We start from the raw sequence: 17,283 nt of genomic DNA, 5'->3' as shown, positions 1-17,283 counted from the left end.
ATGGCACTTGCCCGCAACCGCCGCCGCGAACGCACGGTGGATTACTGGCCGGGCTTCGTCGATGCGTTGTCGACGCTGCTCATTTCGATCATGTTCCTGCTGACCGTCTTCGTCGTCGGGCAGTTCATCCTAAGCCGCGAAATCACCGGGCGCGACGAGGTGCTCAATCGCCTCAATAGCCAAATCAACGAGCTGACGCAGCTTCTGGCCCTCGAAAAGGGTAGCAATCAGGATCTCCAGGATTCGGTCGCCAACCTGCAGGCTTCGCTCGCGACTGCCGAAGGGGAACGCTCACGGCTTCAGGCGCTGCTGAACGCCGGCTCGGGCGGCCAGGATGCGGCTCAAAAGCGGATCGGCGCCATGACGCAGGAGCTCGACGAGCAGAAGCAGGTGAGCGAACGGGCGCTGAGCCAGGTCGAACTCTTGAACCAGCAGATCGCCGCACTCCGCAGCCAGATCGCCGCGGTCGAAGCGGCGCTGCAGGCATCCGAGGAGAAGGACCGGGTCTCGCAGACCAAGATCGCCGATCTCGGCAGTCGCCTCAACGTGGCGCTGGCGGCGCGCGTGCAGGAACTGAATCGCTACCGCTCCGACTTCTTCGGTCGCCTGCGTGAAATCCTTTCGGATCGCGAGAACATTCGTATCGTCGGCGATCGGTTTGTCTTCCAGTCCGAAGTGCTGTTTCCCTCGGGCAGCGCCGATCTCAACCCGGAAGGGCAGGGGGAGATGGCGAAGCTTGCCGCGGCGTTGCTCGACCTCGCCAAAGAAATTCCGCCGGAGATCAACTGGGTTTTGCGCGTTGACGGCCATACCGACAATGTGCCGCTTGCGGGAACGGGCCGCTATCGCGACAATTGGGAGCTTTCCTCGGCACGCGCGATTTCGGTCGTCAAATTCCTGATCGGCCAGGGTGTGCCGGCGGACCGGCTCGTTGCCGCGGGCTTCGGCGAATTTCAGCCGATCGCACCCGGCGATGCCCCGGACGCCCGTTCCACGAACCGCCGCATCGAGCTGAAGCTCACCGAGAAATGATCAGCCCGACGTCGTCCGCCGCGCTTCGGCGAGCCGATCGACGAGAAAGGCTCGGACAGAAGGGCTGTCGCTGAGGCCGACCGCCGTCATGTAGGCATCGGCCGCGGCCGCATCGTCGCCCGCTCGCGCCAGAAGAAAGGCACGTACGGCCCAGTAGGGCTGATAGGCAGCGATCGCGCGTGGATCGATCCTGTCGAGCAGGGTCAGGCCTTCGGCAGGGCGTGAAGCCCGGCCGATCACCGCTGCTTGGGCGACGCGCGCGCCGAGCGTCGGCTTCATCGTCAGCAACGCGGCATAGAGCGTCGTCAGCGCCTGCCAGTCGGTCACTCCCGAAAGGCGGCGCGCCGCATGCACCGATTGAATCGCCGCCTGGCACTGATAGGGGCCGAAACGGTTGAAGCTTCCGGCCTTGCGCAGCAGCGCGTCCGCCTCCGCGATCATGGTGGCGTCCCAGCCGGCCGGATCCTGCTCATCCAGCGGCATATAACGCCCGTTGCCGTCGCGCCGGGCGCTACGGCGGGCTTCGCAGTGAAGCATCAGCGAGAGGAGGCCGATCGATTCCGGCTCATCCGGAAGTACCGTCAGAAGCGCCCGGCCGAGCCAGATCGCTTCGCCGGCAAGCGAATGGTGCGCTTCCTCGCCATCGAGACCATCCCATCCGAGGCCGTAGGCGGCGTAGACCGCCGAAAGCACGGCGGCAAGCCGCCCAGGCAGCGCGGGCCGAGGTGGTATGGTGAAGGGAATGCCGGCATCACGGATCTTCACCTTGGCCCGCACCAGCCGCTGGCTCATCGCTTCCGCTGAAACGACGAAGGCCCGTGCGATGGTTCTGGCTTCGATGCCGAGAATCGCCTGCAGCATCAGCGCCGTATGCACGGAGCTGTCGATGGCAGGATGGGTGCAGGCGAAGAGTAGCTTCAGGCGTTCATCGGGAAAGACGGAATTGCCGGCCTCGTTCATTCGTGCCTCCGCTTCCTCGAGGGCGAGTGATATCGTCGTTTGTGCGTTGGCCTCGACAGTTCGGTGCCGGGCCGCCTGCATCAGATTGCGGCGGGCGGCCACCAGCAGCCAGGCTTCCGGATTGGCGGGAATGCCGCGCTCCGCCCACACGCGCAGGGCCGAAGCCAGCGCTTCCGACAATGCGTCTTCTGCCGCCGGCACGTCGCGCGAGCGGGCGGCGAGAAAGGCGATCAGCCTGCCATAGGACTGTCGCGCCACTTGTTCGGCGGCGCGTCCGGCATCGGGCGGCATTGCCGCCTCACATCTGCAGGCGCGGGCGCACCTCGACCGAACCCTTGTCGGAGATTGGAATACGGGTAGCCCATTCGAGCGCGGTGTCGATGTCCGGGACCTCGATCAGATAGAAGCCGCCGAGCTGCTCCTTGCCTTCCGGATAGGGACCGTCCTGGACATCGTGATCCTCGCCCTTGCGGCGTATGACCGTGCCGGTCTCGGGGGCTGTCAGCCCCGCGCCGCCGGTCATGATCCCGGCCTGGACAAGCGCCTGGGTGTAGGCAACCCAGCCGTCGCGATAGGCCGGATCGCTACGGCGGGCGAAATCCTCCGGCGCTTCGCGAATGATGAGGGCATATTGCATGGAAAACTCCTGATATCGTTGTTGGCGTTGATCCAGGCCACCGGCGAAAGCCGTCTAGCCTGGTGGAGCGGCTAGCCGTTCCGAGACAATGAGGCGCGATCGCCGGTCGTTTCGACATGGCTTTGAAAAAATATTTGAAAAAGAAAAATCGCGCCGGAAATCACAAACAGGCGAGCCGGTCTCTAAGACACCAGCGCCGCTCGAGGGCGCAAAAAAGCAGGGCGGCATTGATGCCGCCCGTGCCATGCCGCTCAGGCTTCGGCCTTCGTCTGGTCGACGATCTCGGCGCCGGAGGTATTCTTCTTGATGGACTCGATGGCATTCAGGGCGGACGCCTTCGCCTTGTAACCCTCGGAGCTGAACATGGTTTCCCCGTTCGGTGCCTTGAAGCGGAAACGGAATTCGCCTGATTTATCCTTGTAGACTTCGAATTTATACATGGATTTCTCCCGAAACGCTGAATTGCACCATCAGCATCGAGGAGGCTAGACCAAAATGCCGAGCTTTTCCACTGCCTTAATGAGGATTGAGTTCAACTGGTGCTAATCAGCGCTGCGCGGAAGATACCAGGCAAATGTCCTCGCATCATTCCATCTGGATGTTTGCGCCCTTGACGACCGGCCCCCATTTGGCGAGCTCAGCCTTCACGTGGGCGGCAAGTTCCTCGGGCGTCGAGCCGACGATGGTGGCGCTGAATTCCTTCATGCGTTCGGCAACGGCCGGGTCTTTGAGCGCCTTGTTCGCCGAGGCGTTGAGGCGCGTCACCACCTCGCCCGGCGTGTTGGCTGGGGCAAAAAGCGCGTTCCAGGTATAGGTCTCGTAGCCCGGTATGCCCGACTCGGCGATCGTTGGCACGTCGGGGAAGGAGGGCGCCCGCTCGGCGGTCGTCACCGCCAGCGCCCTCAGCGTGCCCGCCTTGATGTGGCTGGAGGAGGAGGGCAGGTTGTCGAACATGATCGGCACCTGGTTGCCGATGACATCGTTCAATGCCGGACCGGCGCCCTTATAGGGGATATGCTGCATGCTGACGCCGGCCATGGACTTGAAGAGCTCACCGGAAAGATGCAGCGGCGTGCCGTTGCCCGACGAGGCGTAACTGTATTTGTCGGGCTCGGCTTTCAGCAGCGCGACCAGTTCCTGCACGGTCTTTGCCGGTAATTCCGGATTGACGACCAGTACGTTCGGCACGACGACGAGCAGCGAGACCGGCGCGAAATCCTTCTCGGGGTCGTAGGGCGTCGATTTCAGGATCAGCGGATTGAGGGCGTGGGTCGCGACGGTGCCCATCAGAATGGTGTAGCCGTCGGGCTCGGCGCGAGCGACGTTGCCGGCGCCGAGATTGCCACCGGCGCCGGCAACGTTCTGGACGATCACTTGCTGGCCGAGATCTTCCGACATCTTCTGCGCGACGATGCGGGCGACGACGTCGGTCGAGCCGCCGGCCGCGAAGGGCACGACCATGGTGATGGCGCGCTCGGGAAAATCCGCGGCAACGGCTGACCTGCCAAGTCCCAGCATTGCAGTCAGGCCAAGAGCGAGCGCCAGGCCCTTGCGTCGCGTCATGTTGGAAAGCGCCATTCCTATCTCCTCCCACGATTTCAACAGCAATCCCCACCCAGGGGCATGAAGAGGGTAGGGCAGGAGGCGGGAAAGACAACCGCAGGGAGGCGCATCCGAAGCCAGACTTTAGTCGCGCGCGACCAGAGTCGCCCGCCGGCTATTTAGCGGCGGCGAGCACATCCTCATTGGCGGCGTCGAACTGCAGCCGGGCGAGGCGGGCATAGATGCCGCCGTGGCGGATCAGACTCTGATGCGTGCCTTCCTCGACGACGCGTCCCTGATCCATGACGAGGATGCGGTCGGCCTTCAGCACCGTCGCCAGGCGATGGGCGATGACCAGTGTCGTGCGACCGTCAACCAGGCCGTCGAGCGCCTTCTGCACCAGCGTCTCGCTTTCGGCGTCAAGCGCGGAGGTCGCCTCGTCGAGCAGCAGCACGGGCGCGTTCTTCAGGATGGCGCGGGCAATCGCGATGCGCTGTCGCTGGCCGCCGGAGAGGGTGACGCCTCGTTCGCCGACCTCGGTCTCATAGCCGTTATCCAGCCGGGCGATGAATTCGTCGGCCTGGGCGGCAAGCGCTGCGGCGCGGACTTCCTCACGCGATGCACCAGGACGGCCGAAAGCGATGTTATCATGGATCGATGCGGCGAAGATGGTGACGTCCTGCGGCACGATGGCGATGCGCTGGCGCAACTCGTCAGGTGTCGTCAACCGCGCATCGACACCATCAATCGCCACGCTGCCCTGCTGCGGATCGTAGAAGCGCAAGAGCAGCGAAAAGACTGTGGTCTTGCCGGCGCCGGAGGGGCCGACAATCGCTACGGTTTCGCCCGGCGAGACAGCGAAGTCCAAGCCATGCAGGGCCGATTTGCCGGGGCGCGAGGGATAGGCGAAATGCACGTCGGAAAACTCGACGCGGCCGCGGCTGGGCGAAGGGAGAGCCTCGGGGTTGGCGGGGGCTGATATCGGCGACACCTCGTCGAGGAGTTCGGTCAGCCGGTCGGCGGCGCCGGCCGCCTGCGAGAGTTCGCCCCAGACCTCCGACAGCGCGCCGAGCGATCCCGCGGAGATGACGGCATAAAGCAGGAACTGGCCGAGCGTGCCGGCAGACAGCGTGCCGGCCAGCACGCTGTGGGCGCCGACCCAAAGCACGGCGACGACGCTGCCGAAGATCAGCGTGATGGCGATGCCGGTCAAGAGTGCGCGCGAGCGGATGGCGGCGCGGGCGGCCTCGTAGGCGGATTCGACGGTGCCGGCGTAACGTCTCGCTGCGGCGTCCTCGCCGTTGAAGGCCTGCACCGTACGGGTCGCGGCGATCGTCTCGTTGGCGAAGGCGGACGCTTCGGCAAGCGTGTCCTGAGCGGCGCGGGAACGCCTACGCACCGAGCGGCCGAAGGCGACGAGCGGGAAGACGATCAGCGGGATCGCTCCGATGACGAGGCTCGACAGTTTCGGCGAAGTGACGACCATCATGCCCAAGGCGCCGAGACAGAGAATGAGATTCCTAAGCGCCACCGAGGCGGTGGCGCCAACGGCGGACTTGATCTGCGTCGTATCGGCGGTCAGCCGCGAGACGATCTCTCCGGACTGGTTGACGTCGAAGAAGGAGGGCGACAGCCGCGTCACATGGTTAAAGACGTCGCGGCGAAGATCGGCGACGATGCGTTCGCCGATGGTGATGACGAAATAATAACGCAACGCGCTCGCGATCGCGAGCACGACGGCCATGACCATCAGCATAGCGAAGTAGCTGTTGATGAAGCTGCCGTCGGACTCGGTGAAGCCGTGGTCGATCATGCGGCGCACGGCGAGCGGCAGCGCCAGCGAGGTCATGGCGGCGAGCGCCAGTGAAATCAGCGCGCCGGCCACCAGCCCGCGATAACGCATGACATAAGGCATCAGCCTGCCGAGTGGCCGCAGCGACCGCCTTCTGTTTTCCTCAGCCCGTGCCTGTTCTGCCAAATCGTCTCCGATCGCCTGCAGGACCCGCTAATGCGGCCTGTTGGCTCTTGTTATCCCGGCGTCCTTCATGTATAGGCACCGCATCCTAATGGGAAGCCGTAGCCATCACGACTGCGGCTTCATTTATTCAATCGGTTCGGTGGCCGCAACTGCATGCGGCAAATTGAACTCCGGTATCGCAGGAAGATTGTTATGAAGGCAGGCATCCATCCCGACTATCACATGATCAAGGTAGTCATGACCGATGGCACCGAATACGAAACCCGCTCGACCTGGGGTTCGGAAGGCGCTGTCATGAATCTCGAAATCGATTCCAAGTCGCATCCGGCCTGGACGGGCGGCAACCAGCAGCTCATGGACCGCGGTGGCCGCGTTTCCAAGTTCAACAAGCGTTTCGGCGGCCTCGGTCTCTAATCGCTTTTGCTCGACGAAATTTCGCAAGGAGCCCGGTTCTGCCGGGCTTTTTTGCGTTGGCAGAACATGCGCAGCGGCAACAAAAAACCGGCCGCGCACTGCGCAGCCGGCCCATATGGATTTAGCAGCTCTGGTCAGTTGTTGCCGAAGGCCGTCTGCAGCAGCGAAAGCTGTGCCTGGACGCTGTTCTGATTGTCATGAACGATCACGGCTTCGGCCGGACGATAGATTTCGCGATCCAGCAGCGCGATGCGGTTCTGCAGGCGCAGGGAGCGCTCGACGAGGTCGCGGAACGATTCCGGCAGATCGCCCCAGCCGGGTGCTGCGCGGTCGACGTTGAAGCCGTCGAGGCGGACCTTGTTCTTCTCGGCCAGCACCTGGTCGCGCGACATCTCGCCATTGTTGACGGCGCGCTGCAGCAGCAGCCACGAGGCCATCTGCATCAGGCGGGTGGTCAGCCGCATCGATTCCGCGGCGTAGAGGACGGATGCCATGCGCGGCAGAACCTTGGAGGCTGCGCGGCCTTGGCCGTCGAGATAGGCGGCCGTCTCTTCGACCAGCGACATGCCTTCGGCATAGAGTGCCTTGAACTGTGAGGATGCAGCCGCGCGGCCCGCAAAACTGATCGTGTTCAATCCAACTTCCGACATCGCAATAGTCCCTGTTGCACGCAGCTACTTATGGTCAGGTAACGCCGGGGTTGACGGAAAAGTTTCCGCGTCCGGTCTTTATGACTTTAAGATGGTATCATTAGCGCAAATGCGCAAGCCGTTTCTTAAGAAAGGGTTAATCTCCACAGTTTCATGGAAATGCGCCGGCCGCAGCAAAAAGAAGAGCCGCAAAAGCGGCTCTCAAGGTAAAACAGGGAGAAAAATCAGACCAATTCACCGCTTGGAAAACTGTCTGAGATCCAGAGAAAGCCTGGATGAGTACAGTAATACCTTATAAAGCTTAATATTTTATTAACATTGTGCCGAATGAAGACTTGAGGCTGGCTCATTTTCCTGCCCATGCTCTTGTTTTCGGAGGCTTTTAGCGGATCACGAGCGGAAGAAGCTTTCAGCGGCCTGCCGCCCGGATGCCTTGCGGCTAGCTTCGGCTTCGAGCCGGGCGATCTCGGTTTTCAGCAATTCCACTCGCGCCTTCAACTCATCCACTGAAAGCATGGAGAGATCGGCGCCGATCTCGTGGGCGGTTTTCTTCTGCGGTCGGTCGTCATCGATAAAGCTCATCGGTTTTCCTCCTTTTGCTGCCGGCAGCATAATGCCGAAAAATGCGGCCGACACGGAATCGGAATTTAGGTCGATCCGGCCCAAATCCAGCCTCGCCCTCCCCATTTTTATTTTTCCCGAGCCAGGGCGAAAACCGCAGTGCGGCTTTTGTAGAGAGGGCCTAACCGAACTTTACAGCAGGATCGCTGCTTTCGGGAGATTTGCCTGTGCCGCGATCGGCCAGCGACATGCTCTGCGGCGTCAGCATCGGCGAAGTGCCGGTCGGGATCGTCGTATAGGCGTCGCGGTCGCTGACTGGGACGGCCGCGCGGATGCGGCTTCTGATGATGGCGTAAACGGTGATCAGCACATGAGCGACGGCGGTGACCAGGAAAAGAGCATGCGGGGTGATTGCCGACATGACCGGGCCGCCGAGCGTCGGGCCGATGACTGTGCCGATGCCGTAGAGCAGCAGCAGGCCGCCGGAGACCTTGACGAAATCCTCCGACGCCGCGAAGTCGTTCGCGTGAGCCACAGCGATCGGATAGAGCGTGTTGGCCACCGCGCCGTAGAGGACAACGAGCCCGATCAGCAAGGCAGGGGATGTCGGGTGAAGCAGAAAGATCAGCAAGCCGGCGATGGCGGCAATCGCCGACAGTGCGGCGAGCACGTAGCGCCGGTCGATGCGATCAGAAAGCCGGCCGGCCGGCAGCTGCATCATGGCGCCGGCGAAGATGGTGGAGCTCATCATGACGGCGATGCTGGTGTCGGAAAGGCCGGCGCCGGCGCCGAAGACAGCCCCGAGCGTGCCGTAAGCCCCGTTGGCAATGCCGACGAGCAGGATGCCGAGGCAGGACACGGGCGAATTGCGGTAGAGCGCCGGCAGGTCGAGGCGCACAGCTTTCAGCGGCTGTGGTGAGGCCGCGGTCGAAAGCGTCGTCGGCAGCATGGCGATGCAATAGAAGATGCCGCAGATCATGAACAGCACCGGCGTGCGCACATCTTCGAGCGGGATCATCATCTGGCCGCCGACGACGCCGAGCAGGGTGATGCCGATATAGAGCGAGAAAATCGCGCCACGGCTCTCGTTGCTGGCGCGCTCGTTCAGCCAGCTTTCGATGATCATCGACGTGCCGGCGGTGGAGAAGCCGGTCACCGCGCGCAAGATCACCCACCAGAATGGATCGATGATGATGCCGCTGACCAGTGCGATGATGGCGATGATCGAGATGAAGCCGGAGAAGGCTCTGACATGGCCGACGCGGCGCACCAGTTTCGGCGCCACCAGGCAGCCGATGACGAAGCCGCCCGCCCATGAGGTGCCGAGCAGACCGAGCGTCGTCGTGGCATAGCCTTCGAGATTGCCGCGCACGGGAAGCAGGATGCCCTGCAGACCATTGCCCATGAAAAGGAAGAGCGTGCCAAAGAGCAGCGCGGCGACGGACAGCAGATTTCTCTTCATTTCCCCAGACTCGGTCTTAACGATTTACGATGGACATAAGGCACGACCTCAGTCAGCCCAGTCTCAAGATGATTGATTGTGCCCCGGAATGTCTTTACGGCGTGTCGAGATCCTCTTGTTCGCGCGGAAAAATGTCCGTCCTGTGACATTCCGAAAAACGGAAAAAATAAAGCATGACAAAGCTGATAGCCTTGCTGCTCATCCTTGCCATGGCGATACAGGTGATCAAGCCGCTCGGGCTTCCCGGCCTCCGGCGGCGGATGGATTTCTGGAAGATCGCGCTGATCGCCTTCGGCATATGGGCGATGGCGCTACTGTCGCGCGATTTCTTGATGTAAGCCTCGGATTCGAGCTTCGATGCGGGCGTTAGTCCCGCAGGATGATTTCGCCGCGCATCACGGCAACGCAGCTTCCCGAGATGACGACGTCAGTGACGGTGCCATCGCACTTCGTGACATCAAGGGCGATGGTGCTGCGGCGGCCCATTTCCACGCCCTGTTCGATCGTGACGCGGACGTTCATGTCGGCCTCCGCCGTCAGTGTGACGAGATAGGCACCGAGGGCTGCGGAAGCGCTGCCGGTCGCGGGGTCCTCGGGCACGTTATCGAGCGGCGCGAACATGCGAGCGCGTATATTCCACGGATCTTCAGATGTCCTGACATAGACGAAGAGCGAGAAGTCATGGCCGCTCGTCGTCTGGTGGCCGGCAGCCGCCTGGAATCCGGCAAGGTCCGGTCGGGCGGCTGCCAGCGCTTCAAGCCCGCTCAACTCGGCAATGGCGAAGTTCAGACCGACCGAGGCAAAGACCGGGGCGTGGTTAGTCTTGACGATTGCGCCGGGTTCGAGCCCGATGCAGCGGGCGATAGTTTCCTCGGCAATGACATCGCCGATTGTCAGCGGCTGCGGCGCGCGGATGGCGGCGGCCGCGACCTTTCCGCCGCTGCGTTTGAGGGCGACTTCGACGATGCCAGCCTGTTCCTCGAAACGCAGCTTCTCGCCAACTGGCTTGCCGAAGATCTCCGCCTGCCGGCCGAGTACACAGGCGGTGCCGACGTTCGGATGACCGGCGAATGGTATTTCCATCGTCGGAGTGAAGATGCGCACCCGGGCCGAATTGCGAGGATCCTCCGGCGGCACGACGAAGGTCACTTCGGAATAGTTAAATTCGGTGGCGATCATTTGCATCGCTGCATCGCTGAGCCCGCGCGCATCGGAAATGACGGCAAGCGGATTGCCCTCGAAACGCGTGGAGGTGAAGACATCGACGGTGACGTAGGGGATGGTATCCATAGCGGCTCCTGTTTCGGCGAGCCTTTATGAATAATCACGATTTTTCGACAGGCGAAGCGGTATCTTGTCGCCGAGACAATGAGGAGGGGCGGCAACATAGCGTTGCCGCCCCTTCCTGCAGGCGATTAAAGGCTCATTATAATCAGGCTGCCTTTTCCAGATCCTTCTGCCAGCTGCCCTTGGCGGCAAGGCTGTTCATTTCGGCGCGGTGCGTGAATTCGCGCTGGCCGGCGGCGACATTTTCCGGTTTGCCGTTCCAGGCCTTGAGCGCGCTGTCCTGCAGGGCGCGGCCGTAGGAGAAGGTGACGAACCAGGGCAGGTCGGCCGTGGCATTGATGGCGGAAAGATGTGCGGTTGCCTCTTCGGTCGACTGGCCGCCGGAGAGGAAGGCGATGCCCGGAACCGCTGATGGGACCGTGCGCTTCAGCACCTGCACGGTGCGCTCCGCGACCTCGGCGACAGAGGCCTTGCGGGCATTCTTGCCGTCGATGACCATATTCGGCTTCAGGATCATGCCTTCGAGGCTGACTCGGGCTTCGGCCAGTTCCTCAAAAACGATGCGCAGCGTGGATTCGGTGACTTCGGCGCAGCGGTCGATATTATGGTCGCCTGGCTTGCCGTCCATCAGGCATTCCGGCTCGACGATCGGAACGATCTTGGCTTCCTGGCAGAGGGCCGCGTACCGGGCAAGCGCCTGAGCGTTGGCGCGAACCGAGCCGCGGGTCGGCAGGGTCGAGGAGATGGCGATGACGCCGCGCCACTTGGCGAAACGGGCGCCGGCCTCATAATAGCGAGCAAGGCGCTCGCCGAGGCCGTCGAGGCCTTCGGTGATGGTTTCGCCCGGGAACTTGGCCATCGGCTTGGCGCCGGTATCGACCTTGATGCCGGGAATGGAACCAGCAGCGCGAATGATGTCGACGAAAGGCGTGCCGTCTGCGGCCTTCTGGAAGAGCGTCTCTTCGAAGAGGATGACGCCGGAAATATATTTCTTCATCGCCTCGTCGGAGCGGAAGAGCATCTCGCGGTAATCGCGGCGGCTCGTTTCGGTCGATTCGAGATTGATCGTGTCGAAACGCTTCTTGATGGTGGAGGTCGATTCATCAGCCGCAAGCAGTCCCCGGCCGCCTGCAACCATCTGCACTGCAATGTCTTCCAGTCGTTCGCTCATTCGTTCTCTCCACAGCATGAAACATCGGCGGTTTAAGAATATAGGACGGCGATAACAGAAGTTTATAGGGAGGAAAATGGAAGGCTAAGTCATTGAAACGATTGAAATCATTTCAATCGTTTGAAAAACTGGGAATTTTTCCGACGCTTGGGCAAAAGACCGCGGAAAGCTTCTCGCCGCCGCGGTCTATCCACATGTAAAACCTGTCAAATCCGCCCAGCGGTCATTTGCCGGCGTTGAGGACGGCGACGCCGGGCAACTCCTTGCCTTCCATCCATTCGAGGAAAGCGCCGCCAGCGGTGGAGACATAGGTGAAATCGTCGGCAACACCGGCATGGTTCAGAGCTGAGACGGTGTCGCCGCCGCCGGCCACGGAGGTCAGCTTGCCGGCGGCCGTGCGCTCGGCGGCGTATTTTGCGGCAGCAACCGTTGCGGCATCGAAGGGCTCGATCTCGAAGGCGCCGAGCGGACCGTTCCAGACGAGCGTCGAGGCGCGCTCGATCCAGGCATTGATGGCCTGGACGGATTTCGGCCCGACGTCGAGCACCATGGCATCGGCGGGGATGGCGTTGATATCGACCGTCTCATTGGCGGCACCAGCCTTGAACTCGCGGGCGACGACGCCGTCTTCCGGCAGGATGATGGCGCAGCCTGATGTCGCGGCCTCGATCATGATCTGCTTGGCGGTTTCAGCGAGATCATGCTCGCACAGTGACTTGCCGACATTGGTGCCACGCGCGGCGACGAAGGTATTGGCCATGCCGCCGCCGATGACGAGTGCGTCGACCTTCTTCACGAGATTCATCAAAAGATCGATCTTGGTCGAAACCTTGGCGCCGCCGACGATTGCGACGACGGGACGGGTGGGATTGCCGAGACCTTTTTCAAGCGCCTCCAACTCGGCCTGCATGGTGCGGCCGGCATAGGCCGGCAGGTGGTGGGCAAGGCCTTCGGTGGAAGCATGGGCGCGGTGGGCGGCGGAGAAGGCGTCGTTGACATAGATATCGCCATTGGCGGCAAGCGCCTTGGTGAAGTCAGGATCGTTCTTTTCCTCGCCCTTGTGAAAGCGGGTGTTTTCCAGCAGCAGAATATCGCCATTCTTCATTGCGGCAACGGCGGAGGCGGCGGCCTCGCCGATGCAGTCGGAGGCCGTCAGCACGGCATGACCGAGCACTTCCTCGACGGAAGGGGCGATTAGGGACAGCGACAGATCCGGCGACGGACCGTCCTTTGGCCGGCCGAAATGAGCAAGCAGGATCACCTTGGCGCCCTTGCCCGATAGTTCGAGGATCGTCGGCGCCACCCGCTCGATGCGCGTCGTATCAGTAACCTTGCCGTCCTTGACCGGGACGTTGAGGTCGACGCGGATGAGCACGCGCTTGCCGCTGATGTCGGAGAGATCGTCGAGGGTCTTGAAAGAAGGCATGGGGAAGATCCAGTCTTGGTTGGCGGAAGTCGCGCCGACCATAGCAAGGATCATTCGAGACGCAAGGCGTTCAACGGCCGTTTTCGCGTCGGGCTTCGTCGCGTCCGGCCGATGCTTTCGGCACGGTTTCGGAGGCCGCCGCTTCGCGGTTGCGGCGTCCGTTCAACCTATCGCGGATGCGCTGGATGATGTCCTTGAGATTGATGAAGATCGGCAGGGTCGTGGCCGGTTCGACCGCTTCGAGCGACATGCCGACGGAGGTGATGTGGTCGTGCTCGTCGAGATCACGGACGATGAGGATGATCGAGCCGAGACGGACGCGATCGGCATAATCAGCCTTGCCGCCGAGGCGCTGCCGCATCAGTTCCGCGATCGTCAGGCCTTTCTCGGATTCGTTGAGCAGGCCGGGCCCATAGGCGGCATCGAGATCGGCGGCGGGACGGGCAGGCGAGAGCGCGAAGGCGCCGAAGAATTCGGCGTCATCCTCATCGACAGGCGCCCGGCTGGCGAAGAGCCGGTCGAGCAGCCGGGAATAACTTGGCACGATGAAGAGATAGATCAGATCGTTTTCGCGCAGCCGCCCGGCATACTGATAACGCATTGACTTGCCGTCGCGGATGACAAGCGAAGGGGTGGCCCATCGCGGAATGCGCTCGCCGCGCAAAACCGGGCTATCCTTGATGACACGGTAGGAGAGAAGCTCATGGTTGGCAGCGCCCGGAAGATCGACCTCGACCTTGTCGACGGCGCCGATGCGCGGCGGAATGATCAGACCGAGCCTCTTGGCGATCGGCTTGATCGTCCAGCCCTGGACGAGCAGGGAAACCAACACGATGATGAAGGCGGTGTTGAAGAAGAGCTGACCGTTTTCCAGGCCGCCGAGGATGGGCATGATAGCAAGCAAAATTGAGACGGCGCCGCGCAGGCCAACCCAGGCGACGAAACCGATCTCCTGCTGCGTATAATCGAATGGAAGCAGCGACAGCCAGATTGCCAGTGGTCGGGCAATGAAGATCAGGAAGAGGGCAAGCAGGATGGCCGGTATGACGATGGCGGGAAATTGTGATGGAGTGGCGAGCAGGCCGAGCACCAGGAACATGATGATCTGCGCCAGCCAGGTCATGCCGTCCTGGAAGCGTTTGATGGTGCCGAGCGCCTGCATTCTCCGGTTTCCGGCGTAGATGCCGGCGACATAGACGGCGAGGAAGCCGCTGCCGCCGACTGCGCCGGCGAAGGAGAAGACGAGAAGGGCAAGCGCCAGCACGAAGATCGGCGTGAGGCCACGATCTGTATCGAGCTTGCTGACGATCAACACGATCATCATGCCGCCGAGCAGGCCGAGGATGACGCCGAGCCCCATCTGCTGCACGAACATGGCGAGCATGCCGATATTGATGCCGGCATAACGCTCGCCGCTCGCCAGGACCTCGACAAGGGCGATGGTGAGGAAGATCGCCATCGGGTCGTTGGTGCCGGATTCGACTTCCAACGTCGAGCGCACCTTATCGCGGATGTTGATGCCGCCGATGCGCAGCAGGAAGAAGACGGCGGCGGCATCCGTCGATGCGACGATCGAACCGAGCAGCAGGCCTTCGAGCCAGGTGAAGTTCAACAGCCACATGGCAGCGACGGCAAAGAGCGACGCGGTGATCAGAACGCCGACCGAGGCGAGCGTCAGAGAAGGCACGGCCGCGAGCCGAAAGGCCTGCATCGGCGTGCCGAAGCCGGAATCAAACAGAATGACCGCGAGAGCAATAGAGCCGAGAATATAGGCGAGATAGTTGTTGCTGAATTCGATGCCGAGCCCGTCGACGCCAGCGGCAAGGCCGATCATCAGGAAGAGCAGCAGCAGCGGAGCGCCGAAGCGGAAGGCGAGCAGGCTCGAAAAAGCGGCAAGAAGCACGAGCGCCGTCGCGACCAGCACCACGATATAGAACGCTTCCATGCCCACCCCTTTCCACCGAATGCATCTGCGGATGCGGCCACCCCTGACCGATCCGCCTGTCTCAACCCCTCCATTCCACGTCGATCCATCAGTAAACGGCAAACCGGCATAGAAGGGTAGGCCTTGCGGCTTACCTCGTCTCGTGCTGCATCATGCTGCTGAACGGCTGCCGGACACCGACACGGAAATGCTACGGGAGAAACTCTCTACAAAGAATGTATAAGAAAATCAGGCAAGAGCAGGGCGAAAGACGGTGCGATCGATTTTTCCTGCAGCTACCCGTAGATCGCAACAGTATAGGACACATTCCTCCGCGCGGCCGGTTTGGCTTTGCCCGATGAAGCGAATAGGTCTGCGACGATGAGCCGACTGTGGCTATGTGGCCGGCCATTGCTCCGCTATCAAAACACCGCCTGAAGTATGATGATGGCGAGAAACGCAACACCGATGAACGCGGCGACCCGGACGACCAGACGATTGGCCTTTGCCAGCACGGCAGGTCGGACGTCCCGCTTGGGGTGAAACCGCTGCCGCCGCTTGAGAGTGCTGTCGGGCAAGCGTTTTTGCACCTCTGCCATTTATCGCCTCCGCTTGGATCATTCAGCCATTGTGCAACGTGATGCACCCTTCAGTTTATCACGCTCCGCGGCCGCAGCGAAATCGTCGCTTCGAGATTGGCTTTTAAACTTGGAAGGCCGATACATATCGACTGTCAGTCTCCGGTGTCCTCACCCTCGTCGGTCAGATCTTCGACCGGGACCAGGAAAACCACGAACTCGTCGTCGATGGTCCTTTCCGGATCGTCGTCGAATTCATAGGCGTGCTCGACTTCGCTTGCTTCTTCAGCAGTCGCCTTGCGCAGGCTGAGTGTCTCCTTGCGGTCCCACAGGGGCTTGCCCTCGGACTCAAGGATGGTCAGGTCGTCGCGAAAATCTTCTGCCTCAAAGAAATGCGTCGCTTCCTCATGATTTTTCGAGCGAAAGCTGGCGACGGCGCGGCCGGCGATTTCAACGGTAAAATAATCCATCCATCCCTCTTTATCTCCCCGAGTGCGATTGCGGCTCCGGGGTTATCAACAATGCCATCACCGGCTTCGTGCGCCTATAACAAAACGGCCCGGTTTCCCGGGCCGTCTGCGATTTTCGATAGCCGGGCGCTCAGATGAGCTTGGCGAAGGCGACTGCCGTGTCCGACATGCGGCTGGAGAAGCCCCACTCGTTGTCGTACCAGGACAGGACGCGCACGAAATTGCCTTCCATGACCTTCGTCTGATCGGTTGCGAAGATCGAGGAGTGGCTGTCGTGGTTGAAATCGCGCGAGACGAGCGGCTCGTCGGTGTAACCGAGGATGCCCTTCAGCTTGCCGTTGGAGGCAGCCTTGATGGCTTCGTTGATTTCGCCGACTGTCGTGGCCTTCTTGGAGACGAACTTGAAGTCGACGACCGAGACGTTCGGGGTGGGAACGCGGATCGAGGTGCCGTCGAGCTTGCCCTTGAGGTGCGGCAGCACGAGTCCGACGGCCTTGGCGGCGCCCGTCGAGGTCGGGATCATGGAGAGGGCGGCAGCGCGGGCACGATACAGGTCCTTGTGCATCGTGTCGAGCGTCGGCTGGTCGCCGGTGTAGGAGTGGATCGTCGTCATGAAGCCGTGGTCGATGCCGACGGCGTCGTCGAGAACCTTCACCACCGGCACCAGGCAGTTGGTGGTGCAGGAGGCGTTGGAGATGACCATGTGCTCCTTGGTGAGCTGGTCATGGTTGACCCCGTAGACGACGGTGAGATCGGCGCCATCGGCAGGAGCCGAGACGAGGACGCGCTTGGCGCCAGCCGTCAGATGGGCGGCGGCCTTGTCGCGGGCGGTGAAGATGCCGGTGCATTCCATGGCGATATCGACGCCGAGTTCACGGTGCGGCAGCGTTGCCGGATCCTTGATCGCGGTGACCTTGATCGGCTTGCCGCCGCCGACGATGATCGTGTCGCCTTCGACCTTCACCTCGGCCGGGAACTTGCCGTGGATCGAGTCGTAACGCAGCAGATGCGCATTGGTCTCGACCGGACCGAGGTCGTTGATGGCGACGACCTCAATGTCGGTACGGCCGGATTCGACGATAGCGCGGAGGACGTTACGGCCGATGCGGCCGAAACCATTGATGGCAACCTTGACTGTCATGTTCATTCACTCCCGATAGAATAGGGCCCGATAGGCCGGGCGGCCTGGAA

General features: G+C 61.8%; 18 protein-coding genes. 3 read left to right on the top strand and 15 right to left on the bottom strand.

Translation table 11 applies throughout. The features are described 5' to 3' along the window. Positions 1-1,032 carry a peptidoglycan -binding protein gene (locus ACQ7C1_RS08365; protein WP_085779362.1) on the top strand — a complete coding sequence of 344 codons (1,032 nt, stop codon included), beginning with the start codon at positions 1-3 and terminating at the stop codon, positions 1,030-1,032. Here ACQ7C1_RS08365 and ACQ7C1_RS08360 read toward each other — a convergent pair whose 3' ends face one another. The 5 genes from ACQ7C1_RS08360 to ACQ7C1_RS08340 form a co-directional block, all read right to left on the bottom strand. Then, on the bottom strand, positions 1,033-2,283 hold the full coding sequence (locus tag ACQ7C1_RS08360; protein ID WP_430957949.1) for an RNA polymerase sigma factor: 1,251 nt from the start codon (positions 2,281-2,283) through the stop codon (positions 1,033-1,035). Positions 2,284-2,290: 7 nt separating this feature from the next. After that, on the bottom strand, positions 2,291-2,629 hold the full coding sequence (locus ACQ7C1_RS08355; RefSeq protein ID WP_085779360.1) for a YciI family protein: 339 nt from the start codon (positions 2,627-2,629) through the stop codon (positions 2,291-2,293). Between the two features lie 251 nt (positions 2,630-2,880). Beyond that, the gene (locus ACQ7C1_RS08350) at positions 2,881-3,069 is read right to left on the bottom strand and encodes a YegP family protein (RefSeq protein ID WP_430957948.1); all 189 of its coding nucleotides are present in this window, start codon (positions 3,067-3,069) and stop codon (positions 2,881-2,883) included. Between the two features lie 145 nt (positions 3,070-3,214). Then, entirely contained in the window at positions 3,215-4,207 is a 993-nt protein-coding gene (locus tag ACQ7C1_RS08345) for a Bug family tripartite tricarboxylate transporter substrate binding protein (protein ID WP_430957947.1), read from the bottom strand. A gap of 139 nt (positions 4,208-4,346) precedes the next feature. Continuing rightward, complete coding sequence (locus tag ACQ7C1_RS08340; RefSeq protein WP_430957946.1) at positions 4,347-6,149, bottom strand: ABC transporter transmembrane domain-containing protein; 1,803 nt, start codon at positions 6,147-6,149, stop codon at positions 4,347-4,349. 192 nt (positions 6,150-6,341) lie between these two features. Here ACQ7C1_RS08340 and rpmE point away from each other — a divergent pair, with 192 nt between their 5' ends. Then, positions 6,342-6,563, top strand: a complete 222-nt coding sequence (gene rpmE / locus ACQ7C1_RS08335; protein WP_003566413.1) for a 50S ribosomal protein L31 — start codon at positions 6,342-6,344, stop codon at positions 6,561-6,563. Positions 6,564-6,697: 134 nt separating this feature from the next. Here rpmE and ACQ7C1_RS08330 read toward each other — a convergent pair whose 3' ends face one another. The 3 genes from ACQ7C1_RS08330 to ACQ7C1_RS08320 all read right to left on the bottom strand — a co-directional run bounded on the left by ACQ7C1_RS08330 (position 6,698) and on the right by ACQ7C1_RS08320 (position 9,236). Then, positions 6,698-7,213: a DUF1465 family protein gene (locus ACQ7C1_RS08330; protein WP_004679442.1), complete on the bottom strand. Its 516-nt coding sequence runs from the start codon at positions 7,211-7,213 to the stop codon at positions 6,698-6,700. A 390-nt stretch (positions 7,214-7,603) separates the two neighbouring features. Continuing rightward, positions 7,604-7,795, bottom strand: coding sequence for a DUF1192 domain-containing protein (locus tag ACQ7C1_RS08325; protein WP_097597301.1), 192 nt, complete (start codon positions 7,793-7,795; stop codon positions 7,604-7,606). Positions 7,796-7,955: 160 nt separating this feature from the next. Continuing rightward, positions 7,956-9,236: an MFS transporter gene (locus ACQ7C1_RS08320; RefSeq protein WP_097597302.1), complete on the bottom strand. Its 1,281-nt coding sequence runs from the start codon at positions 9,234-9,236 to the stop codon at positions 7,956-7,958. 173 nt (positions 9,237-9,409) lie between these two features. Between ACQ7C1_RS08320 and ACQ7C1_RS08315 the strand changes: the two genes are divergently transcribed. Continuing rightward, entirely contained in the window at positions 9,410-9,574 is a 165-nt protein-coding gene (locus ACQ7C1_RS08315; RefSeq protein ID WP_097597303.1) for a hypothetical protein, read from the top strand. A 28-nt stretch (positions 9,575-9,602) separates the two neighbouring features. Here the strand turns inward: ACQ7C1_RS08315 and ACQ7C1_RS08310 are convergent, their stop codons facing one another. From ACQ7C1_RS08310 to gap, 7 genes are all read right to left on the bottom strand, one after another. Then, positions 9,603-10,526, bottom strand: a complete 924-nt coding sequence (locus ACQ7C1_RS08310) for a PhzF family phenazine biosynthesis protein (RefSeq protein WP_430957945.1) — start codon at positions 10,524-10,526, stop codon at positions 9,603-9,605. Positions 10,527-10,668: 142 nt separating this feature from the next. Beyond that, positions 10,669-11,694, bottom strand: coding sequence for a class I fructose-bisphosphate aldolase (locus tag ACQ7C1_RS08305; RefSeq protein ID WP_085779354.1), 1,026 nt, complete (start codon positions 11,692-11,694; stop codon positions 10,669-10,671). Positions 11,695-11,917: 223 nt separating this feature from the next. Beyond that, positions 11,918-13,120: a phosphoglycerate kinase gene (locus ACQ7C1_RS08300; protein ID WP_430957944.1), complete on the bottom strand. Its 1,203-nt coding sequence runs from the start codon at positions 13,118-13,120 to the stop codon at positions 11,918-11,920. A gap of 70 nt (positions 13,121-13,190) precedes the next feature. Beyond that, complete coding sequence (locus ACQ7C1_RS08295) at positions 13,191-15,065, bottom strand: potassium/proton antiporter (RefSeq protein ID WP_430957943.1); 1,875 nt, start codon at positions 15,063-15,065, stop codon at positions 13,191-13,193. A 401-nt stretch (positions 15,066-15,466) separates the two neighbouring features. Beyond that, positions 15,467-15,643, bottom strand: a complete 177-nt coding sequence (locus tag ACQ7C1_RS08290) for a hypothetical protein (RefSeq protein WP_430957942.1) — start codon at positions 15,641-15,643, stop codon at positions 15,467-15,469. Positions 15,644-15,777: 134 nt separating this feature from the next. Further along, positions 15,778-16,092 (bottom strand): hypothetical protein, encoded by a 315-nt coding sequence (locus ACQ7C1_RS08285; RefSeq protein ID WP_430957941.1) that lies wholly within the window; start codon positions 16,090-16,092, stop codon positions 15,778-15,780. Between the two features lie 130 nt (positions 16,093-16,222). Next, positions 16,223-17,233, bottom strand: coding sequence for a type I glyceraldehyde-3-phosphate dehydrogenase (gene gap, locus ACQ7C1_RS08280; protein ID WP_430957940.1), 1,011 nt, complete (start codon positions 17,231-17,233; stop codon positions 16,223-16,225). Positions 17,234-17,283: the final 50 nt, after the last annotated feature.

The organism is Rhizobium sp. Nf11,1, from assembly GCF_050587665.1.
GTDB lineage: Bacteria > Pseudomonadota > Alphaproteobacteria > Rhizobiales > Rhizobiaceae > Rhizobium.
The sequence above is the reverse complement of the archived record's forward strand: the minus strand, read 5'-3'. Positions and strand labels throughout refer to the sequence as shown.

What these genes read in the sequence shown, in the direction of transcription:
- ACQ7C1_RS08365 (WP_085779362.1), top strand. Translation starts at nt 1, where the DNA reads ATGGCACTTGCCCGCAACCGCCGCCGCGAACGCACGGTGGATTACTGG.
- ACQ7C1_RS08360 (WP_430957949.1), bottom strand. Translation starts at nt 2,283, where the DNA reads ATGCCGCCCGATGCCGGACGCGCCGCCGAACAAGTGGCGCGACAGTCC.
- ACQ7C1_RS08355 (WP_085779360.1), bottom strand. Translation starts at nt 2,629, where the DNA reads ATGCAATATGCCCTCATCATTCGCGAAGCGCCGGAGGATTTCGCCCGC.
- ACQ7C1_RS08350 (WP_430957948.1), bottom strand. Translation starts at nt 3,069, where the DNA reads ATGTATAAATTCGAAGTCTACAAGGATAAATCAGGCGAATTCCGTTTC.
- ACQ7C1_RS08345 (WP_430957947.1), bottom strand. Translation starts at nt 4,207, where the DNA reads ATGGCGCTTTCCAACATGACGCGACGCAAGGGCCTGGCGCTCGCTCTT.
- rpmE (WP_003566413.1), top strand. Translation starts at nt 6,342, where the DNA reads ATGAAGGCAGGCATCCATCCCGACTATCACATGATCAAGGTAGTCATG.
- ACQ7C1_RS08330 (WP_004679442.1), bottom strand. Translation starts at nt 7,213, where the DNA reads ATGTCGGAAGTTGGATTGAACACGATCAGTTTTGCGGGCCGCGCGGCT.
- ACQ7C1_RS08325 (WP_097597301.1), bottom strand. Translation starts at nt 7,795, where the DNA reads ATGAGCTTTATCGATGACGACCGACCGCAGAAGAAAACCGCCCACGAG.
- ACQ7C1_RS08320 (WP_097597302.1), bottom strand. Translation starts at nt 9,236, where the DNA reads ATGAAGAGAAATCTGCTGTCCGTCGCCGCGCTGCTCTTTGGCACGCTC.
- ACQ7C1_RS08315 (WP_097597303.1), top strand. Translation starts at nt 9,410, where the DNA reads ATGACAAAGCTGATAGCCTTGCTGCTCATCCTTGCCATGGCGATACAG.
- ACQ7C1_RS08310 (WP_430957945.1), bottom strand. Translation starts at nt 10,526, where the DNA reads ATGGATACCATCCCCTACGTCACCGTCGATGTCTTCACCTCCACGCGT.
- ACQ7C1_RS08305 (WP_085779354.1), bottom strand. Translation starts at nt 11,694, where the DNA reads ATGAGCGAACGACTGGAAGACATTGCAGTGCAGATGGTTGCAGGCGGC.
- ACQ7C1_RS08300 (WP_430957944.1), bottom strand. Translation starts at nt 13,120, where the DNA reads ATGCCTTCTTTCAAGACCCTCGACGATCTCTCCGACATCAGCGGCAAG.
- ACQ7C1_RS08295 (WP_430957943.1), bottom strand. Translation starts at nt 15,065, where the DNA reads ATGGAAGCGTTCTATATCGTGGTGCTGGTCGCGACGGCGCTCGTGCTT.
- ACQ7C1_RS08290 (WP_430957942.1), bottom strand. Translation starts at nt 15,643, where the DNA reads ATGGCAGAGGTGCAAAAACGCTTGCCCGACAGCACTCTCAAGCGGCGG.
- ACQ7C1_RS08285 (WP_430957941.1), bottom strand. Translation starts at nt 16,092, where the DNA reads ATGGATTATTTTACCGTTGAAATCGCCGGCCGCGCCGTCGCCAGCTTT.
- gap (WP_430957940.1), bottom strand. Translation starts at nt 17,233, where the DNA reads ATGACAGTCAAGGTTGCCATCAATGGTTTCGGCCGCATCGGCCGTAAC.